Source organism: Haloplanus ruber (genome assembly GCF_024494725.1).
GTDB lineage: Archaea > Halobacteriota > Halobacteria > Halobacteriales > Haloferacaceae > Haloplanus > Haloplanus ruber.
This window is the reverse complement of sequence record NZ_JANHDK010000004.1, coordinates 95,193-113,883: the sequence shown is the minus strand read 5'-3', so window position 1 is coordinate 113,883 and position 18,691 is coordinate 95,193. Positions and strand designations below refer to the sequence as shown.

Genomic DNA, 18,691 nt, shown 5'->3' with positions numbered 1-18,691 from the left:
GGGAGGAGGTCAATCGACGAGTTGATCGAGATGCCACGCATTCGTCGTGTTCTCGGACTAGCTGAACTTCCTGCGCCTTCAACACTCTGTAAGGCGTTCAATCGACTTGATATGGCTGTCTGGCGTGTTATATTGACTCTCTCAGCGACGCTACTTCCGGCGAGCGGAGTTGTTGGTGTTGATGCGTCGGGATTCGACCGGTCACGCTTCGAAACACTACACGAAACGCGTCGAACTCACGATTCAGCAGCTCAAGGAGACGTTGCTAATCGATGCGAAAGTAAATACGATTCTCGATTTACACGTGACGACGACTCGAAAACACGATAGCCAGATTTCTCCGTCGTTGGTCAAGCGCAACCCCGAGTGTATCGAGTGCTACCTGGAGATATGGGTGGCTACCAACGCCGTTTTCGAGTTCCTCGCGAACGACAGGCACCGTACAGATGCCAGAGAGATCTGCAACCACCCATAGCTCGTCGATGTAGGCGAAATTCGAGAGAACAGTCGTGTTGAGAACGCTCGGCTTCGGCGGCACACCGTCGTCCGTCATTTCGAAGGTGATTCCTCGTCGTCTGAGTTCTCATCACCGAATTCGAGTTCGCGTGCTGCCTCTCCCTCGTAGGCTGCGTCGTCTTCGTCGACGAGCCCGAGGCGAAGTTCAACACCGTGCTCACGGAGAATGTCACGCATTGTCCAGCGGTCGACAGCAGCGAGTCGTGCAGCATCGCCGAGCGTGATCCGCTCGCGTTCGTAGAGAGCGACTGCAGCTGCGACCCGCTCGTTTTCGTGGTCCTCGAAATATTCGCGCACGAACTCGCGCAACGCGTCGCTCTTGCCTCCGAACACACCAGCCTCCACAGCGCCCTCAATGAGGAGGTCGAGGTCGTCAGGATAGGAACCAGTGATTCGTGCCATCGTTCTATCCCAGAGTACGTCTTCATACTATTTATGAACCGTGCCAGATGTCCTATGCATTGAGACGGCCAGCCTCAACTACTGTGCGGCCTGATGTTGCGAAGATACCAGAGGTTTGCCCTGTCTGCGGAAACGACTACGTCCACATGGGCAGCGCCCCCGATGAGGGGCATTCACGCTGAACAAAAGTGATGCGCCGACCTGTTTCAAGGTCGCTGAAGACGGTCTGCGTCACATCCATCATTCCGAAGAGAACGGACCCGATATGTGTCTCTCCCATAGACTTATTTCGTTCTATTACGTTCTATCACGTATGCCCATCAGCATCGATCGGTTCGATGACGAGCCCGCCGAGGTCCTCAATCTCCAAGAAGGAACACAACCATATCAGATCCTGCAGTTCCTCGCCGAGCACAGCGATCAGGCGTTCACACAGACCGAACTCCACGAGGAGACAGGGATCAAGCGCGGGAGCGTTGGCGGGGCTCTGTCCCGTCTCGAGGACCGGGGGCTCGTCCGGCACCGTGGCCGATACTGGGCAATCGCCGAAGACGAGCGCCTCGCCTCGTACGCTGCTCAGATAGGTGCGAGTTCGTCGTCGACGACAGACGACTACTACGGCGGGGAATGACCGACGGATACACTCGCGGCGCAGTGGTGAAGGGCCCTGATCTCCTCGCGGATCACGACTACCGGCCGTATGTTTGCTTGAACGACGACACGCATCCGTTCAGCGACGAGGAGGGTCTCTACGCCGTGGGCACGACGACGCCGAGGGCGGTTGCGATCCCGCTTGGCGAGGACGATTTCGCGGCCGGCGGCCTTCCACGCGACACCTATGTGAACCCGTGGACAGTCGTCTCGATCCGCCACGCGGATATTCAAAAAGAGGAGGGGCGTCTCGTCGAAGCGACGACCGAGAAGATCGCGGAGGAGGCGGCGAAGTATTTAGGCGTCCGATAGAAATTCAGGCAATCAAGAAATATCGAAATGATCCTGCATCTCGCCGGTAGTGCATGTATCGCCGCCAAGGTCGATGCCGAGATTATCGCCGACCTCATCGGCGGTTAGCATCTCCTCATCATCAAGATAATCGAGCAGACCGATGCGTTCCGTAGTAGTTGCACTAGTATAGTCGGAAGCTGTCTATATGAGGGGGGTTTTGCCGCTCCAACACGATTGTTGACAGTCTTCAGCGTAAAATACAAAAACATTAATCATAATTCGGAGAAGTACCATAGTAGAACAGACAGTTCTAACAATAAGATTTCGGAGATCAATGAATAAGAAACTCGTTCGCTCGGCAATTTCTGGAATCGTTCCAGCGGCAATCACCTTCGCAGGTGTTGTGTATATATTCGGATTCGATAGTTCGTTCGTGTTGTTCTTGATTGGCCTTGTTCTTCTTCTCTTCGTTGGAGGGGTGGGGAATATCCGTACAAGCGGTGTCGGGGGCTCTTCGCATAGTGGGAGAATTGGATCTGCCGTTGTGGATCGGAATATCGATCAACGAAAGAAAACTCGATGGGACCGATACATTCTCTTCTACGCATTAGGGCTGATATTCCTCTCAGTAGGTTCTTTCCTGATCGTATGATTGCGCTGCCACCAATACCAGGAGCCTCGCTGTAGGGGCCCAATATATGGTTTGTCTTGCGTATTGGATCGGTGCTGTAGATAACGTTGAGATGGCTAATGGAGTTTCTACTCAAAAATTATATTCTTTCAGCTCACCATTAGCAAAATATGCCCTCCAGTTCTCGCAGGAAGTTCCTAGTCGCTACTGCTGTAACCGGCATTAGTGGTATTGCTGGCTGTTCGAGGTTCCAATCTTGCTCACCGCAACGAACGCAACACGAAACGGATATCGACCTGTCTGAGGAGGCTCAGTGGCCGGCCCAGTACTACGATGCAGCTAATACGTGCTATAACCCATCCGCTCGCGATCCGACTGAAGGCGTACAAGTGGCATGGCGATACACGCTCTGTGGCCCTTCTGATGATGGCACTATCGTGACTCCTGAGACATCGTATCTGCAGAATCAAGTTATCGACACACAGACTGGAGAGTCAGCTGGCGAGTGGGAGAGTGACTCGACTCCTTCGATCAGCGATGGAGCCGCATATTACCCTGTGAATGACTCTGATATGGATAATCCCCAATTGCGAGCTCGAGATAGTACTACTGGAGAGACCTTGTGGACGGCAGATTTGCCAAGGGGAGTGAGCCTTCCCTCACCGACGATTGAAGGCGAGACCGTATATATTGCTGCTGACGACCTCTATGCAATGAATCGAGAGACTGGCGAGGAGCGGTGGCGATTCGAGACGCCGTCGGAAACCGAACTGACGGGGATACCGGCTGTTCGAGAGGGGACCGCCTATATTTTCGGAGAGGACTATACTCTGTACGCAGTTGATACCGAAACGGGAGATGAGCAGTGGCAGGGCACCCCTGTGCAGAGCAAGGGGTCAAGTCCGATTCCGAGCGTGGCGAACGGTCTTGTGTATATTGCTCCTAGCGAGGATAAGATGGGCGAGGTTAGGGCTCTAAACCCGACAGATGGATCTATCGCGTGGCGACATGAAATTGATTCATGGGTCTTTTCCCCGCTTGCGGTTACCGAACAGAGTGTCTTCGCTGTCTGCGGCGGTGATCGAGGTCTCGTGACGGCAATTGATGCTGAGACTGGGGAACGTCAGTGGCAGCAATCGTTCGAAGATGTCCCCCGTCTCGTCACGGTCGCAGTTGGGAGTGAGAATGTGTACGCCGGTTCGATGTGGGCGAGTGATGACGCGCCGGTGTATGCGCTTGATCAAGCTACTGGAGAGCAACGATGGCAGTTCAATACTCGCCCCCGAGACTTCGGTGACTATAGGCAAATGATTGTCAACGGTATCGCTGCCGTCGACGAGTATGTCTTTGTGACGACTAGTGGTGAAGTGTATGCTCTTCAGGAGCAGTCGTAGCTTACGACAGGAACAGAGGTGGAAGTTCGGAGGGAAGACGGGAAGGCAGTTGTCGAAGCTGAAGACGACTCCGGCGAGATTCTCTCGAGGATGGAACAGCTCGTTACCAATCTATTCGGGGTTCGCTGGAAGCCACCAAGCTGAATATTTTGACGTCAGTGGCATCCTTACAAATACGCCATCCACTATTGGTATTTTAGGTGCTGAATCCAAATAATGGGATGGCTGATCGATATCTCATAATAATAGATCCGTAGCAAGAAGAGTTGTAACGCTCTATTTGGACAGATTTACACTCGACGGTCGGGGTGTGTCTGTCCTAACGGGGTCGTTTTTATTCATTCGACGGGTGGTTCTCGTCCAGCTAAAAATAGATCTGTGGCAAGAAGAGTTGTAACGCTCTATTTGAACAAATTTACACTCGACGGTCGGGGTGTAGGACGGTCTGTTACACCCGACCCACCGTCTGCTATCTTCTCTCATTCGTGAGGCGTCGAGAGGTTTAGAGGTAGATCCCTATTCCGGTTCTGGGGAAGTGGGGTGTGGTTTCTTCTGAGTAGACCGTATGGTAGAAGGGCGGTGGCTATGATGCTTCCAAAAAAGAGCAATTGGAGAATAGGGAAGAACGTGAGTGACGGGACTGTGAGTGCTCCGGCGATTGTTGAGAGGCAAAATAGCCCTCCACCAAGTAGGATGATATGCTTGACCGGCTTCGTTGAAACCTGTTGTGCATATGGTCTCATCGAGTGTCGGTGAATTACTTTCCATCGTTTGGGCAAGCGCTTATGCGCACATCTACGTCAAGGGATCATTTCGTGACTGGTCTCGGAGTCTTCATCTCAAGCGCTGTATGCGTACCAAAGCAGCAGCCCCCCAACGAGACTGAACATTGCCCCTGCATACAGTGCAATCGCCTGTCCATCCCCCGGCGGGAGAAGAAGCCAGAGAAGCGGTCCGATAGCGACCAGTCCGACTCCGAATAGCCCAGCGACGATTCGTTCTGCCTGGCCGATCGTCGATCGGTCTTCCTTCGGCGACTCCGGAACTGTATCGATCAGATTCGCAACTATATGGACGTAGTCGGACGGAAGGACGACGATGCGAGGTGCAGTCGGAGCCCCTCGAGTATACGAGAGCCAGCAGATAGCGAACGTACCAATCGAAATAGCCCGGAACGTCTGGACTGTTTTGAGGGGGACCTCGGTCTCGTCAACGACGAGGGTTTCCGCCACTGGGTCCGCGTACCCGCTCGTTGGGAACGCCGCAGTGAGTACCAGCGGTATCGAGCTAGCGATGAACACCGCGAACGGTGCGGAGGAGTGCATCTGGGTACTTCCGAGGAGGGTGAGTGCGCCGAGTAGGCTTCCAACGAGTAGACCGCGACGTGAGAATCGCCCGAAGAACGGCGTCGCCAAGTCCGTCTCGAGCAAGGCAGGGAGATAACGGCGGGAGAGGAGCGCAAGTACTGCGACGGCGATCAATCCGATCGCCCGGCCAGGATCACCGGCCCGGACTGCCGTGGCGACGAGCCACATCAACAGTCCACAGACGAGCACGATAACGCCGCCCAGAATACTCGGAAAGACGTACGCGAGACCAAGCAAGAGCGAGGAATCAGTGACGTCGAGTTCCCAGTCGGCCGTATTGTCACCCCCGCCGTGGGCGGACTGATTCGCGGTCATTCTGTTGTGTTTGGTTCCGAACTGTATTCAACTTGCTCATGACTCACCTCGGGAGCAACCCCCGCGACACTCGGCCTACTCCGCCTGTATATGAATTTTGGTAAGAAATATATCACGACTACATCGGACCCGGGGTAGAGTGCTGGAGTATCTAACGTCGGATCAGACAATCCGAGAGGATTACAGCGGTAGCGAGGCGAAAGCCTACCCGTTCACGGGTGGGATGAAGCCGACAACTGGGGTTCTATCCACGCTCGTAGCCACGGCTGGGGTTGGATGCCTGCGTAACACCTTTAGGTGAGTGACTTCTATATAATGACGATGCCTCGTGGGTTCGACAGGGAACGTACCAACGTCCACAAACTCCAGTATCACTTTGTCTGGTGCCCGAAGTACCGCAAATCGGTTCTTGAAGGCGAGGTACGTGACCGTCTCGAAGAACTCATTGAGGGAAAGGCCGACGAACTCGACTTAGAGATACTGGAGTTGGCGATTCGCCCTGACCACGTACACTTGTTCATCACGGGCGACCCGACGCTTGCCCCGAACAAGATAATGCAACAGGTCAAGGGCTACTCTTCGCGCCACCTCCGCGACGAGTTCGATTTTGGTCTCCCTTCGCTGTGGACGCGCTCGTACTTCGTCTCAAGTGCGGGCGACGTATCCAGCGAAGTCATTGAGGAGTACATCGACGCCCAAGCAGGTGAGTAGTATGGAACGGAACATTTCAACCACGGTGCGGGTCAAACTCCACTCGCTGACCAACAGGAAGGCTGACCTGCTCGCCCATGAGTACGAGGCGTTTCAGACTGCTGTTCATGATGGAGACGCCAATCTCTACTCTGCGACCGACCAGCAGGCGTCGAAGGTGCAACGACAGAAAGACCCGAACCCCGACACCAAACAGCCTGTTGTCCTCCGGAACGACGTGTTCGGCGTGGCTCACGACGAGGACACCGTTCTCTCGTCGTGGTGGGTCAAAGTCCCCGTCTACGACCCCGAACAGGAGCGGGGCAACTCCATCTGGTGTCCCGCCTACGTCCCTCAGAAGGACGAACAACTCGTCCGCGACGGGAATTTTGGGGACAGCGAACTGGTGCGCCGTGACGGTGACTGGTACGTCCATCTCGTCGTCAAACGGTCTGTGACCGTGGCCGACGAGTACGACGACGTGCTGGCCATCGATATGGGCGCACGGTGGGTCGCTACCTGCGCGTTCCTCTCCGACCGCAAGACCACCTTCTACGGCAAGGAAGTCCGTCGTATCCGCGAACACTACAAGCAACTCCGCAAGTCCATCGGGAAGGCGAAACCCCGACATGGACAGCAGGTGGTCAAGCGCATCGGTGACGCTGAGGCGCGGAAGGTGGACGACCGGCTCCACAAGATTGCTCGGCAAATCGTAGAGGATGCCGAGGAACGGAACGCAATCATCGTTGTGGGCGACCTCGGTGGGATTCGCAAGGACAACGATAAAGGACGGTACGTCAACGACAAGACCCACAAGATGCCGTTCGCCCGCCTGCTGAACTACATCGAATACAAGGCCCACGACGCGGGCATCGACGTGCAGTTGATCGAAGAATACGACACGTCGAAGACCTGCAGTCGGTGTGCCTGTGAGGGCGTTCGTGAGACGCAGGGACGTTTCGAGTGTCCCGAGTGTGGGTTGGACGACAACGCGGACAAGAACGGTGCGCTGAACATCGGCAAACGAGCCTTGGGCAAGTTCTCGAAACCGCTGTCCGAGGCGGGGGCTGTACTGGCACAGCCCAAAACGCAGGTCATCGTCCAACGCGACGACGAACCTGCGAACCTCTCCGTATCCGTGGGTTCAACCCCCAGTGGGGGAACCCCACGGCTTTAGCCGTGGGAGGATGTCAGGTAGAAAATGGAGGAGATCTGGCTAGTCAGTGTCCAGACGCAGGATGTGTGTCCTCGTCTAAGTTCTCGTCAACTGGCTCATACTCACAGCCGTTCCCGACAGGCTTGAACCCGGGGACGTAGCTAAAGTGTTTGCTGGGCTTGTTGCAGTATGCCAAGGGAAACGTCCCGCGCTCGAAACGCGCTTTGTTTTGCAATTCCCATTCGTTGACTTTTGCTGTGGGTTTTGCGACATGGGGCGCAGGAAGTTCGCCACGTTCGAGATCGTCGAGTTCGAGGACACGCACTTCAAAGTAGCGGGCAAGTTCTTCAGTTCGTGGAGTCAGTTCGGTCGTATGACAGAGAATCGGCATCGCGCGGCAGGCAAACGCGACCGTACACAGCCGGAAGAGATCGGACGGCGTGACGGTATCTTGTGTCCAGTCTTTACACTGGGCGACGAGCCAGTCCGTCGGGTCCTGTTGTTTTGAAGTCCGGCATGCAACAACGTCGACTTCGAGATTGAACAGCGTCTGGCGGGTATCAGCATCATAGCCCCATCGCGAGAGCGCTCGCTGGAGTTGATACTCTAGCCACTGTCCCTGCCCTTGACCACGTCCATCGGCGTGGGCGTAGTTCGTCTCGGTTCGGACGTCTGCAACCTCGTCTGGAACCAGACTCTCATCCGAGACAGCTGGCAGACGCTCACGTAGCTCTGTGATGCTTTCAAGAGCACGATTGAACTTCCGTTTGGGTGAGTCACTGGACCGGTACTCATCAGGATGTTCGCGGCGAGCGTACTGTAGTAACCGGCTGAGACGGTGCTCGATCTGTTCGAGTGCGTCCTCGTAGTCATCCCACTCGTAGGGACTGCGATTATACCGTGTGTCAGCACCAGGATCTGGATTCGGGAGGATTCTCCGGGCCTGTTTCAGTGACTGAATAGTCGTATGGAAGAGCCGGGAAGCGATCATCCGGTGTTCCTCAGAGAGTGTGTAGTCGTCAGTAAGTACACTCCGCAAGGACTCGACGGTCTCAATAAGCGGATGCAGTTCCTCATAGTACTCGTTCGGGATCGGAGATTCATCGTTTGTCATCGGTCTCTGGGTGAGTTTATCGTGAACTGCGTCCGAGTGAGAGTCGTCTTCGAGAGTGACTGGAGCGTCGGCTGCCCCCGTTGTTGAAGTTGCTCAGTGAGCTCATCTTGGGTAACCGTTTGCCACCGCTCGCTGTCGCCCTCGCGATACCGCAACTCGCCATTAACGGCGACGACAACACCCTGTTCAGTTGTCGAGGTCGCATCGAAGACAAGCGCCGGCGGATCCGGATACGTCCACCCACCGCGGATCCACTCAATCAGCGTGCCGATCGTCGGCGGATCGATCGGGGTCGGATAGCGTGGTGCAGCAGGTGCACGTATCGCGACGTCGTCGACGCGGGTACGCCCCCACACTTGCCATTCGGTCCCTGTCCACTCAAGTTCACGTAGCGTCCAGCTGTCGCCATCACTATCGGGATCAAGGATGAGCCGACGAGGCGGGCTACCAGAGGGATCCCACTCGAGAATACATGAGCCGGATTCAGGGACCGTGGTGCCAGATGTTCGATGCTGGTGTGCAAACAGCGCGGCATCGATCTGCGATCTGGCCCGCCGCAACGTGGTGAGTGGATCTTCTGTCGGCGTCGACTCAGACTCAGAGTCTTCAGCGATCGCTTCAAACAACCGGTGGAAACGAGCGTCGATCTCTCGAAGCGTCTCGAGTTCGAGCTGGTGAGTATCCGTCATTAGCTGCCCTCCGACTCTGGCTTGTAGCATGCCGTCTGCAGTCGCCGGATGTATTCGGCGAGCGGTTCGGTTGCGTCCGTTGATGTTACTGTTTTTGAGCGCTCGTCATAGTTGACAGCGCCCTCTTCAGCAAGTGTCTCAAGATGCGTTTGGATCAGCGCGATGTAGGCCGACGCCCGATCGTCACTACTGACTTTACTGGGATCGATCGTGTTTTCGATGGCCGCGATTTCGATTGCAAGTTCATCAGCAGAGACTGCACCCGATGAACGTGAGAGCGACAACAAGACGCGGCGACGACGACTGTTTGCAATCGCGGTGAACGCGCTTGCGGGCTCCATCGGGATAGCAAGTGAGGCCGTCTCGTCGGTTGGGTCAGCCATTCAGAGTGCCCCCACTGTACGTATCGTACCGCGACGCAGTTGGCGAGTGAGCAACGATGTGTAGCCGTCGGTTCGATGACCGTCGGCTCCGTTGAGGTGCCCGGTAATCGGGGTGAGTAGCCGGACCGGTGTGGTACCGGCGATATCGTTGCAGATTGCCTCGGTACGTGACTGTACGAACTGTACGACATGGGCAGTCAGTGGGTTAATGTCGGGAGTTCCACTCTGAGAGACAGAGTTATGACTCCTGACCCTATCAGGGTTGCTTGCTGTCATTGGATCGGCAGCACGACTCCTCCGGCGTCCAAGCGCCGGAGGGTTCCTCAGGAATCGTGCTATTGCTGTGTGAGATGGATTGTGACTTTTATATTCGTGTCACAAATCCAGTATCGCCTATTCTGGTCTTTGAGAGCCTATACTTTCGAAATCGACTCAAATTCTTAATGCCTTATTAAATCACGCGTCAATACCTTCGGTAGATAAAAATAATTCTCATGCAGCCGTAATCCATCCCAGAATACCGGTCTCGGTTATCATTTAAGGGAAAATGAGTAAGGTGAATTCAATAGGGGCTCCGAGGTGCAATAGTTGTCAACTTCCATCCGCATTCAAATAAAAAACACAACATTGTGGCCCTACGTCATCGATTGAAGAGCGTCGCTCGGACTGGGAATCTTCCGGTCAAAGCACGTCTGCTGAGACCTATTACTGGTTGAGGATTTCAACAAGCCTGTTTAGTCTAAGCTCTGAACGCCAGTTGAGTCTCCCTCGCCGAAGTCAGCTGCTTCTGATCCTGTCGGCTCACGTTGGCGTTCCTCGTAGGCTTCGCGCCATTCTTCGATTACTGGGCGACTTCCAGCACCGTGTTCGGTGTGGCGACGACGGACTTGGATCAGCGCAGGCGTGTTCATCGCGTCTCCAGAAACGACTGCTTGACCGGGTGTCAACCCAGGTAATTCTCTGAGAACGTCTTCGCCCGCAGCTTCAACAGAGTTCTTGATTGCATCCTGGTCGGTCGGATTCTGAATCTGCATCGAAATTTGTGTCCCACACTGCGATAGAACATCTTCGTCAATTTTCGACGGGCGTTGACTGATAATCCCGAGCCCAAATCCGAACTTGCGGCCTTCAGACGTGATGGTTCGCATAATTCCGAGCGACGGCGCATCACCAGAGGCTGGAGCAAACCGATGTCCCTCTTCGAACAAGGCGAAAATCGGATGCTCGATATCCGAATCGCGGTCCCGCACGTCATCAAGTCGCTCTCGATACATCCGCCGCAGAAGAACGGTCGTGATGAGTTGCTGGTCCCACCGATCCAACGTATCCATCTGGAGAACCGTACACTGCCCCGGGTCTACAATCTCGCCCAGCGGAACGTTATCTTCCGGATGGAAGAGATCATTTCGCTCGATCGATCGGCGGAGCCGCCACTCTAATGCGCCGACACTCGCGTCATCATCGCCGTAGATCCGCTCCATTTCGGCGATGAGTTCGTCTATACCCCACGTCCGACTCTCTTGTCTCTGCATCGCGCGCCACGCCGTCGAAAGCCGTTCTTGCATCCGATTACTGGGGTTGTCTAAGATCGCCATCACGTCACCAATTTCAAGTTCAGAGATGCGAACTCGAAGGCGCTCCGGGTCGTAATACTCGATATTTGGTTCATACCCATCTGCACCTTGGAACGCCTCTTCACCCTGCATTTCCGCCAGCGTGTCGTACTCACCGTGCGGGTCAAACACGAGCAGTGATGCGCGCGAGCTCGGACGCATCATCTCCTCGATTAGGACCGACGCTGTGTAGGATTTCCCGCTCCCTGTTGAAGCGAGAATCGCTAGGTGTGTCGAAGCGAATTTTTCGATCGGAATGTGTAGATTTGTCGCTTCTGCCGGTCGATTCAACAGCCAGCCGATGTGCGCGACTCCGTCAAGTGTTGTGACATCCGTGCTGTCAGTTTCACAGCCGAGATTCGGCAACACGGTTTCGAGTTGCTGGTGTGGTGCAATCGACAGGGGCGTACCCGGGTCAGGCAACTGGCGAGGATTAGCGAACGTCGTCATGTTCGTGTCGTAGTACCCGATGACCGTTGCTGTCAACCGGTACAACTCAGTATCATCAGTCGGCACACCGAGCGTTGCCGCAACTGTCTCCGGCCCGACCTCCGGATCCGCAAGGAACCCTTCAGGAAGCCCCCGAATCAGTTCCCGTTTCGTCACGCGAGCGAACACCGATCGTGGCTCACCTTCAACCGGGACAGTGTACGTGATGAATTCACCCGTCTTGATCGACTTGTCCGACGGAGTCACGAACACGAATTCGTTCGGATCGTCACCCGGTCCAGCAACGGTTCCGACCACGTCTGATCGATCAGCCATCAGACCATCCCTCGCTGTTCCCGCGCTTGCCACTGCACGTTCTGTTCCACCACGTCTAGTACTCGCTGGTTTGGATCGTCTTCCGGGAGCATCCCTCGTAACCGGTCGATCAGTGCGACAATGACCTCCGACCCGAGGTCACCAGCAATGTCTAAGAGTCGATCCATGTACGCCAACTGAATCTGATCGTCGACGGTATGGAAGGAAACCGTGACCTGATCAGGACACTGGAAGACAGTATCTTCGACTTCTAACGTCCACCGCGGCATTTGATGCGTTGGCTCCTGTATTCCCCTGTCTTCGGCGATTTCTGCGGTACCGAGAAGCGCCACGCCAGCGAGCGTGGTGCGCTCTTCGATGTATCCCGGCGTGAATTGGGCCTGGTTGTCCTGCGCTAATCGCGGTCCGGTTCGTCCCTGGTCAGGATCGACTAACTGCGTGTCATAAATCACGCCCATGACTGCGTGCTCGGTTCCGTCGACAGTTTTCTTGATGAAGACGGGTTGCCCGAATTCGCGCTCATGCAGTTCCGGTGGACGATCACAGTCTCGTTCCTTGTACACCTCGGCGACGTAATCCAAGTGGCTGTTCGAGGACACGATGCTGCCAATCCGAACGCACGAATCGAGATCCGGACTGTCTACGTTAGTTGATGTGTCTGTCATAGCTTCGTCTCCGTACTGTTGTCTGGTCGTCGAGCGGTGCATCCTGCTGGTGAGTGTGGGATGTGGTGGTGAATCATCGTCGTCGAAGTTCCTTGCTTAGTGCTTTGGCGTCCCATTCCAGCGGTACGTCGTTCGATTCAGCCCAGCGTTGGACGACGCGCTGGAACTGTTGACGGTCCTGATGGTCTAACACAGCGTCGCTGTCGGCCTGTTGCAGGATTTCAGGATAGCCACGTCCGATGCCTGCTTCTGCCCGCACAATGTCGACGGTGTACTCGTACATCGAATCGTACCCATCGGGACCGTTACTGCGGCACAACCACCCGGGGAATTCGATTCGATCGAGTCCAGCGCCTGGCGGCACGTTCAGGTACGAGAACAAGATATCATCGCGGAATTCGTACTCTTGCCCGTTGTACGTTGTCTGCAACGCGTCGATGTTCCCATCACGTTTCGAGATGAATGGGATCGTCGTGTCACCCCACGGGCTCATCAACTCCGTTAAGACGTGCGCATCCGGAATGACGCGATCCGTCCCGAACTCCTCACGTAACAGGAGTCGCGTCATCTTCACGAGTTCAGTCGCGCTCGACCCGGAAACGTACCCGACCAGCGGGATCTCGTGGTGCTGACTCGCTGCAATAACTCGGCTTAGCGTCGAGATGTACCGCTCTCGGGTCTCCGGCTTCAACGGGTTCGCAAACGACGCGATCAACGGCCCGTCGTAGAACACGACCGGCGTGTTGTCGATGTCACCTGCATCACGCGCGTCAGCTAACTCCGAGAGTTGGCCGATGAGTAGCAGTCCTTCGTGTTCGAACCGATGATGCCCCACGAGTTGGGAATCAACGAACCGGTAGTCACTGTCCTCTGATTCTTGTGTGACCTCATCAGGCGTCAAGAGTCGCCCCTCAACGCCGCGGTCAAGCCGTCCCTCGGCGTGATGGTAGTTGACTGCCCATGCCGCTTGGACGTACGCGAGCGGGACGTTGAATTGCGTTGTCGGCGGGAGCTGTGACCCATCGACAGCCATCACCGGCACGTCACAAATAATCTCGCGTGCCCACTCGTTGACCTCCTCGTGATTCTCCCACCCGTCACTCTCTGGGTACGGGACGATGAGACTATCCACCTCATCGAACTCGTCTGTCGGATACGCCCCCGGGTATGACGCGTCCTGAAGCGACGCTCGAATCTCAGCACTCGTCCACTCGTCGGGTAACCGCTGAAACGCGTCCTGATACCGCTCCACGATCCCCGTATCGTCTTCGAGATACGTCTTAATCGTGTCAATGTTCGCCTCCAATTCAGACGCGACACCGCGTTTATCGATCGGCATTAATTGACCGACACCTCCGATGTCTGCTGATCTTTCTCGATGGTGATTGTGTAGTCAGTCATCGAATCGAACGTCTGGTCGTGGCTAATGACCGTGAGTTGCTCGAAGCTATCCAGCTGTTTGAGCTGAGTGACGAGATTCCGCTTCTTTTGCCGGTCAAGGTTTGCCGTCGGTTCGTCCAAGAACGCGATCCCCACAGACGCTGACTGTTCGAGAATCGCCAGTCGCACCGCAAGTGCAGCTGCCATCTTCTCCCCGCCACTCAGGGTCGAAAACGATTTTCGAACATCTGCATCGTGCACGACGATCTCGTAGTCGCTCGTCCACCCCAGGGTCTCAGCTGACGCGCCGCGAATCGACCGGAACAACTCATTCGCACGGGATCCAATCCGGTCGGTGATGATCTCTCGCATCTTTGGCCCGGCCTCGCGGACGTTCTCCCGCACCCAATCGGCGAACTGCTGGTCCGCTTTCAGTTCCTTCACCTGCTGGAGTTTCTCCTGGCGCTCCTCTAGCTTCTCCTCTAACTCCTCGATCGTTTCACGTACCTCCTCCAGGTTCTCCTCCTTATGCTCTAATGACCGCCTATCACCTGCCAGTTCCTCCCTGAGCTCCTCAATGTCTGACTCCAGCGTCTCGAATCGCTCTTCATCGAACGACGCTTTCGTCTCCTCCAGTTCTGCCTCTGTCTCTTCGAGATTCGTTTCGAGGTCTGCAAGCTTGCTCTCCAGGTCTTCGACTCTTTCCTGCCGCTCCTCCACTTGCGAGGCTTGCTGCTCGTGCTTGATATACGTCTGATGTGCCGACTCCGTCTCTTCCAGCGTCTCCTGGACTTCCTCCAACTCCTCATCCAGGCCCTCGAACTGCTCTAACTCGTCTTCGATCTCCGCCAGCGCCGACTGTTCTCCCTCTAGTTCCGCTCGTTTTGCCTCCAATTCATCAGGGACATCAGCATGCTCTTTCACTCGGAATTCAGCAGTCTGGTACTCGTCGTACGCCTCCTCCAAGTCGTCTCGCTCGGTTTCGAGATCCGGGAGCACCGCCAATTCGTCTTCCAAGTCCGCTAACTCCGTCTCTGTCTCTTCCTTCTCGGCGCGCAGGTCGTCGATCTCACCTTCCAACGACTCGATTTTCTCCCGATAAACAGGGATCTTATCAACGCGTTGCTTGACCTCTCTCGCGGTGTCTCGCCGCTCACGCAATGCATCAAGTTCCTCGGCGAGTTCCTCACGTTCCGTCTCGGTTTCCTCGATCCGGGCTTCACGCTGTTCGATCGTCTTCGACCGGTGATCCTCGTCTAACGGGCGGTCACACGTTGGGCACGGCGCATCAGCATCCGCGTCACGCAACCTGTCCAGCTGTTCTTCAAGCCGCTCCCGTTCGCTCGCCAGTTGCTTCCGGCTCGCCTCACGGTCGTTGATCTCATCGGAGAGCGCTTCCGGATCCGTCGTCGCTGCCCACTCGTCCTCTATCTCCGCAATCGTCTCCTCTTTCGCCTCGATCTCGCTCTCCTTCGATTCGATCTTCTCGGCCAACTGCTCGATTTCCTGCTCTAACGCCTCTATGTCGTCTTCGCGGTCTTTCAGCGATTCAATACGGTCATCAAGTTCCTCGTACCGCTCCTTCTCCGCTTCACGCGCCTCCAACGTCTCCCGAGCAGCCTCCAGTTCTTCCAAGTCCTCTTCCAGCTGTTCGACCTCAAATTCGATCGCCTGGATCGTATCTTCCTGTTCGTCTCGATCCTCAACGAGAGCATCCCGTTCGGCCTTCTGTTCCTCTAACTCGTCCTGTCGTTCGCGCGCTTCCTTGTACCGGCTGTACCCCTCACGGTTCGCCTCGCATTTCTCCTGTGCTTTTTGCGCGGCGGCGAGTTCCTCCTTCGCCGTCTCCAAATTGCTGTCCGTCGAGTCGATGTCCCGTTCCAGCGAGTCAGCTTCTTGTTCAAGGCGGTCGATTTCAGCTTCAACAGCTTCCAACTTCTCGTACTCTTCTTCTTTTTCCGACAGCTCGCTGCTTTTCCGTTCGATTTGTGCTTCAATTGTCTCAACGTCATCGGCCAATGACTCTGCTTCCGCTCGCTCGTCCGGCAGCCCCTGTACCTCGCCGGTGAGCGTATCAATGTCCCTACGGAGATCCTGCTGCTGACTCTCGATCGCGTCCGGCACGTCCTTGAGCGTCTCCCACGACTCCTCATACGCATCCAGATTCAGGAGCGCATCGAACGTCGCCGTGCGATTCCGAGGCGTCTGCGAGAAGTCCGACAGGAATCGCGTTTGGGGTACCCCAATGCTGGAACTCCAGAGACTGCTGAGTTCGTCTCCATCTTCAACATCGAAGCGTACGCACAACCACTCCACCAACTGTTTCTTCGAATCGATATCCTGATCGATCCACTCGTCAGCATCGGGGTCATACCGGTGCACGCCGTACTTCGACCGGCCGACCGACCGAACAACTCGGTACCGTTCCGTCCCACCTGGCGTGTCCTGCTCGAACGTGACTTCGACAGTTCCCGAACTCGCACCTTCCCGCACGAACTCCTTGTTGTTGAACGGGAGCGAGTCGAACAACGCGAAACCGATGGCCTCCTGAATCGTCGATTTCCCCGCGCCATTCTCACCGAGAATCGCCGTCACTCCGCCTTCGATCGGCACGACAGTCCGATCCTCGTACGACTTGATGTCTTCTAGGGCAACTTCCGTGATTCTCATTGTTCTACCACCTCTCCTGCCTCCGTCTCGACGTCTGCTTCGTCGCCGCCCGTCGTGTCACCGGTCGCCTCTTCGTCCGTTTCGGCATCGGCGAACGGGTCTTCCTCGATATCCAGCACCACGTCGTCCGCCAAGTCCGGAAACAACTCCTGCCGCGCCGAACTCACCGAGTCACGAATATCCTCGACGGCTTCGTCAGCCTGCGCCATCTGATGCGCATTCCCTAACACGTCAGCGACATCGCCTGCATGATCATCGTAGATCGATTCCTTCGCAATCGTCTCGAAAACACGGTGTTCTAACGCAGCCGTGTTCAGCTGCCCATCTTTGAACACCTCGTCCTCGTCAATCTCCGAGAGAAGTTGCTGCACGTTCGCCGTCCGAATCCCCGTATTTACCTGAACGTACAACGCGTCGCACGCATCTTCTACCCACGCCGCAAGTTCATCGGTTCGGAAATCCCCACGGCTAAACTGCAACGTGCCCGTGAACCGAAGATCGATAATCGGTTCTCGCGGCTCGCCTTGTACCGTGAACTCGTCCTGACTGCAGTACTCTGTCATCGCAGCCTGCTCATCCCGAACGTTCTCCTGAAACGCGGTTTCGAGATCACCGGGTGACTCATGCGCCGTCACGTCGAATTCAATCCGGTAGTACGGCCGTCGCTTCGTCGGATGATACTCCACGTCGAACCCAACCGCGTCACCACCAGCCCCGGAGCCTCCGACGTCAAGCGCGACCGAGTAGTAGCCGTGCTCCCACTCAGATCGCCCTTCCCGCGTGTTATGCGCTTCCGGTGACCCAGGATTGTATATCCACTCGCCCGACTCGTACCGCTTGTGAATGTGCCCAAGCGCCAGGTAATCCACCACCTCTTTCACGTCCCGCAGTTCGCCGTGGATTACTGTCCCGCCGAGCGTCGGCACCTCATCTTCCATCCCGAAATGCGCCAGCAACACGGTCCACGCCGGTTCCCCATGCATCTCATTCGTCTCTTTGATCCCCTTCGCCACCTGCTGGAGCGCCTGGTCTGTCTTCGCACCGCGCCACTGCAGGCCGAACACGCGAATCGGCCCGTCTACGTCCGCGACATCAATATCATAAAACCCTGCAGACTGCCCCGGCTCTTCCGGATCATACGGGTTGAGCCACGCTGTCTCCGGGTCCGCATTGAGTTCGGCCTGCAAAAACACGATGTGTCCGCGCTGATGCAGGTAATTCAACCACGTCACGTCACGCGGCGTCAGGTTCTCGTCGTGATTGCCACGCGAGACTAACACCGGCACCTCATCAGGTATCCGTTCGAGTTCCTGTTCGATCTGATGCAGGATCTTCGGCCGTAAATCCCGCGAGTGGAACAGGTCACCCGGTAATAGAATCGCGTCTGTCCCGCGCTCCTCAATCATCTCTTGGAACGCAGCACGCGTGGTCGATACCATGTCGTCCTCCCGTTGTTTCAATCCGTACTGTCGATGGCCAAGGTGCGTATCAGCGATGTGCGTGAGTGTCAACATTATCAGTGTATCGTGGAGGGTACTTGTTCAGCCAAGCGTGCTACCAAATCACGGGCCTGAAAGTATGTGACTACGTGTAACCGGACGGCTATTAAATGCCAGTCAACCAGGGTGAAAGTGAATCAGAGACGACAGACAACATAGATAGCCATAAGATTGTACAGAAATCGGAAATATCGGAGGCTCTAAGCTCTCTACTTACACTTTGGATGGCGAATCTTCATACGGATCGTTGCTGTAAAAGCAAAATAGACGCATGACCTCCAAGATCTGCCAAGCAATTCAGGAAAACCGCGTAATCGAATTCCACTATGACGGACATTACCGAAAAGTCGAACCGTACTGTCACGGCACCAGCAAACGCGGCAAAGAATCAGTACGAGGGTATCAAGTCGCAGGAGGAAGCAACTCACGCAGTATCCCGTTCTGGCGACTCTTCACCATCGCAAAGATCGGAGATCTAAGTCTCACTGACGAAACAT

General features: G+C 55.7%; 16 protein-coding genes and 2 pseudogenes. 7 read left to right on the top strand and 11 right to left on the bottom strand.

All coding sequences use genetic code 11. The features are described from left to right. Positions 1 to 3: 3 nt before the first annotated feature. Positions 4 to 385, top strand: a pseudogene (locus NO878_RS13475) (transposase); the annotation flags it as partial. On the opposite strand, the pseudogene NO878_RS17305 reads toward NO878_RS13475, so the two are convergent. Both NO878_RS17305 and NO878_RS13470 read right to left on the bottom strand, forming a co-directional pair. Further along, positions 365 to 553, bottom strand: a pseudogene (locus NO878_RS17305) (twitching motility protein PilT); the annotation flags it as partial. The pseudogenes NO878_RS13475 and NO878_RS17305 overlap by 21 nt on opposite strands. Beyond that, a complete protein-coding gene (locus NO878_RS13470) occupies positions 550 to 918 on the bottom strand; it encodes a UPF0175 family protein (RefSeq protein WP_256406498.1) in 369 nt (122 codons plus the stop codon). The pseudogene NO878_RS17305 and the gene NO878_RS13470, both read right to left, overlap by 4 nt. A gap of 313 nt (positions 919 to 1,231) precedes the next feature. Between NO878_RS13470 and NO878_RS13465 the strand changes: the two genes are divergently transcribed. The 4 genes from NO878_RS13465 (at position 1,232) to NO878_RS13455 (ending at position 3,888) form a co-directional block, all read left to right on the top strand. Further along, complete coding sequence (locus NO878_RS13465; protein WP_256406497.1) at positions 1,232 to 1,549, top strand: helix-turn-helix transcriptional regulator; 318 nt, start codon at positions 1,232 to 1,234, stop codon at positions 1,547 to 1,549. Beyond that, positions 1,546 to 1,881, top strand: coding sequence for a hypothetical protein (locus NO878_RS13460; RefSeq protein WP_256406496.1), 336 nt, complete (start codon positions 1,546 to 1,548; stop codon positions 1,879 to 1,881). The genes NO878_RS13465 and NO878_RS13460 overlap by 4 nt, the downstream gene beginning before the upstream one ends. 316 nt (positions 1,882 to 2,197) lie before the next feature. Beyond that, positions 2,198 to 2,515: a DUF8070 family membrane protein gene (locus tag NO878_RS17385; protein ID WP_465262112.1), complete on the top strand. Its 318-nt coding sequence runs from the start codon at positions 2,198 to 2,200 to the stop codon at positions 2,513 to 2,515. Positions 2,516 to 2,664: 149 nt separating this feature from the next. Beyond that, complete coding sequence (locus NO878_RS13455) at positions 2,665 to 3,888, top strand: PQQ-binding-like beta-propeller repeat protein (RefSeq protein WP_343218064.1); 1,224 nt, start codon at positions 2,665 to 2,667, stop codon at positions 3,886 to 3,888. Between the two features lie 839 nt (positions 3,889 to 4,727). Here NO878_RS13455 and NO878_RS13450 read toward each other — a convergent pair. Continuing rightward, the gene (locus NO878_RS13450) at positions 4,728 to 5,570 is read right to left on the bottom strand and encodes a hypothetical protein (RefSeq protein WP_256406495.1); all 843 of its coding nucleotides are present in this window, start codon (positions 5,568 to 5,570) and stop codon (positions 4,728 to 4,730) included. A gap of 321 nt (positions 5,571 to 5,891) precedes the next feature. On the opposite strand from NO878_RS13450, the gene tnpA reads away from it, so the two are divergent. Then, positions 5,892 to 6,281: an IS200/IS605 family transposase gene (tnpA, locus tag NO878_RS13445; protein ID WP_256406494.1), complete on the top strand. Its 390-nt coding sequence runs from the start codon at positions 5,892 to 5,894 to the stop codon at positions 6,279 to 6,281. 1 nt (position 6,282) lies between these two features. Continuing rightward, a complete protein-coding gene (locus NO878_RS13440; RefSeq protein WP_256406493.1) occupies positions 6,283 to 7,437 on the top strand; it encodes an RNA-guided endonuclease InsQ/TnpB family protein in 1,155 nt (384 codons plus the stop codon). A gap of 43 nt (positions 7,438 to 7,480) precedes the next feature. On the opposite strand, the gene NO878_RS13435 is transcribed toward NO878_RS13440, so the two are convergent. From NO878_RS13435 to NO878_RS13400, 8 genes are all read right to left on the bottom strand, one after another. Then, a complete protein-coding gene (locus NO878_RS13435) occupies positions 7,481 to 8,530 on the bottom strand; it encodes a hypothetical protein (RefSeq protein ID WP_256406492.1) in 1,050 nt (349 codons plus the stop codon). Then, positions 8,527 to 9,219 (bottom strand): hypothetical protein, encoded by a 693-nt coding sequence (locus NO878_RS13430; RefSeq protein ID WP_256406491.1) that lies wholly within the window; start codon positions 9,217 to 9,219, stop codon positions 8,527 to 8,529. The genes NO878_RS13435 and NO878_RS13430 overlap by 4 nt, the downstream gene beginning before the upstream one ends. After that, entirely contained in the window at positions 9,219 to 9,602 is a 384-nt protein-coding gene (locus NO878_RS13425) for a DUF7344 domain-containing protein (RefSeq protein WP_256406490.1), read from the bottom strand. Before NO878_RS13425 ends, NO878_RS13430 begins: the two co-directional genes overlap by 1 nt. A 734-nt stretch (positions 9,603 to 10,336) precedes the next feature. Next, on the bottom strand, positions 10,337 to 11,980 hold the full coding sequence (locus NO878_RS13420; protein WP_256406489.1) for an ATP-binding protein: 1,644 nt from the start codon (positions 11,978 to 11,980) through the stop codon (positions 10,337 to 10,339). After that, positions 11,980 to 12,579 (bottom strand): DUF8166 family protein, encoded by a 600-nt coding sequence (locus NO878_RS13415; protein WP_256406488.1) that lies wholly within the window; start codon positions 12,577 to 12,579, stop codon positions 11,980 to 11,982. The genes NO878_RS13420 and NO878_RS13415 overlap by 1 nt, the downstream gene beginning before the upstream one ends. A 139-nt stretch (positions 12,580 to 12,718) precedes the next feature. Continuing rightward, positions 12,719 to 13,984, bottom strand: coding sequence for a DNA double-strand break repair nuclease NurA (locus tag NO878_RS13410; protein ID WP_256406487.1), 1,266 nt, complete (start codon positions 13,982 to 13,984; stop codon positions 12,719 to 12,721). Continuing rightward, a complete protein-coding gene (locus NO878_RS13405) occupies positions 13,984 to 16,695 on the bottom strand; it encodes an AAA family ATPase (protein ID WP_256406486.1) in 2,712 nt (903 codons plus the stop codon). The genes NO878_RS13410 and NO878_RS13405 overlap by 1 nt, the downstream gene beginning before the upstream one ends. Continuing rightward, on the bottom strand, positions 16,692 to 18,209 hold the full coding sequence (locus tag NO878_RS13400; protein ID WP_256406485.1) for a metallophosphoesterase family protein: 1,518 nt from the start codon (positions 18,207 to 18,209) through the stop codon (positions 16,692 to 16,694). The genes NO878_RS13405 and NO878_RS13400 overlap by 4 nt, the downstream gene beginning before the upstream one ends. Positions 18,210 to 18,691: the final 482 nt, after the last annotated feature.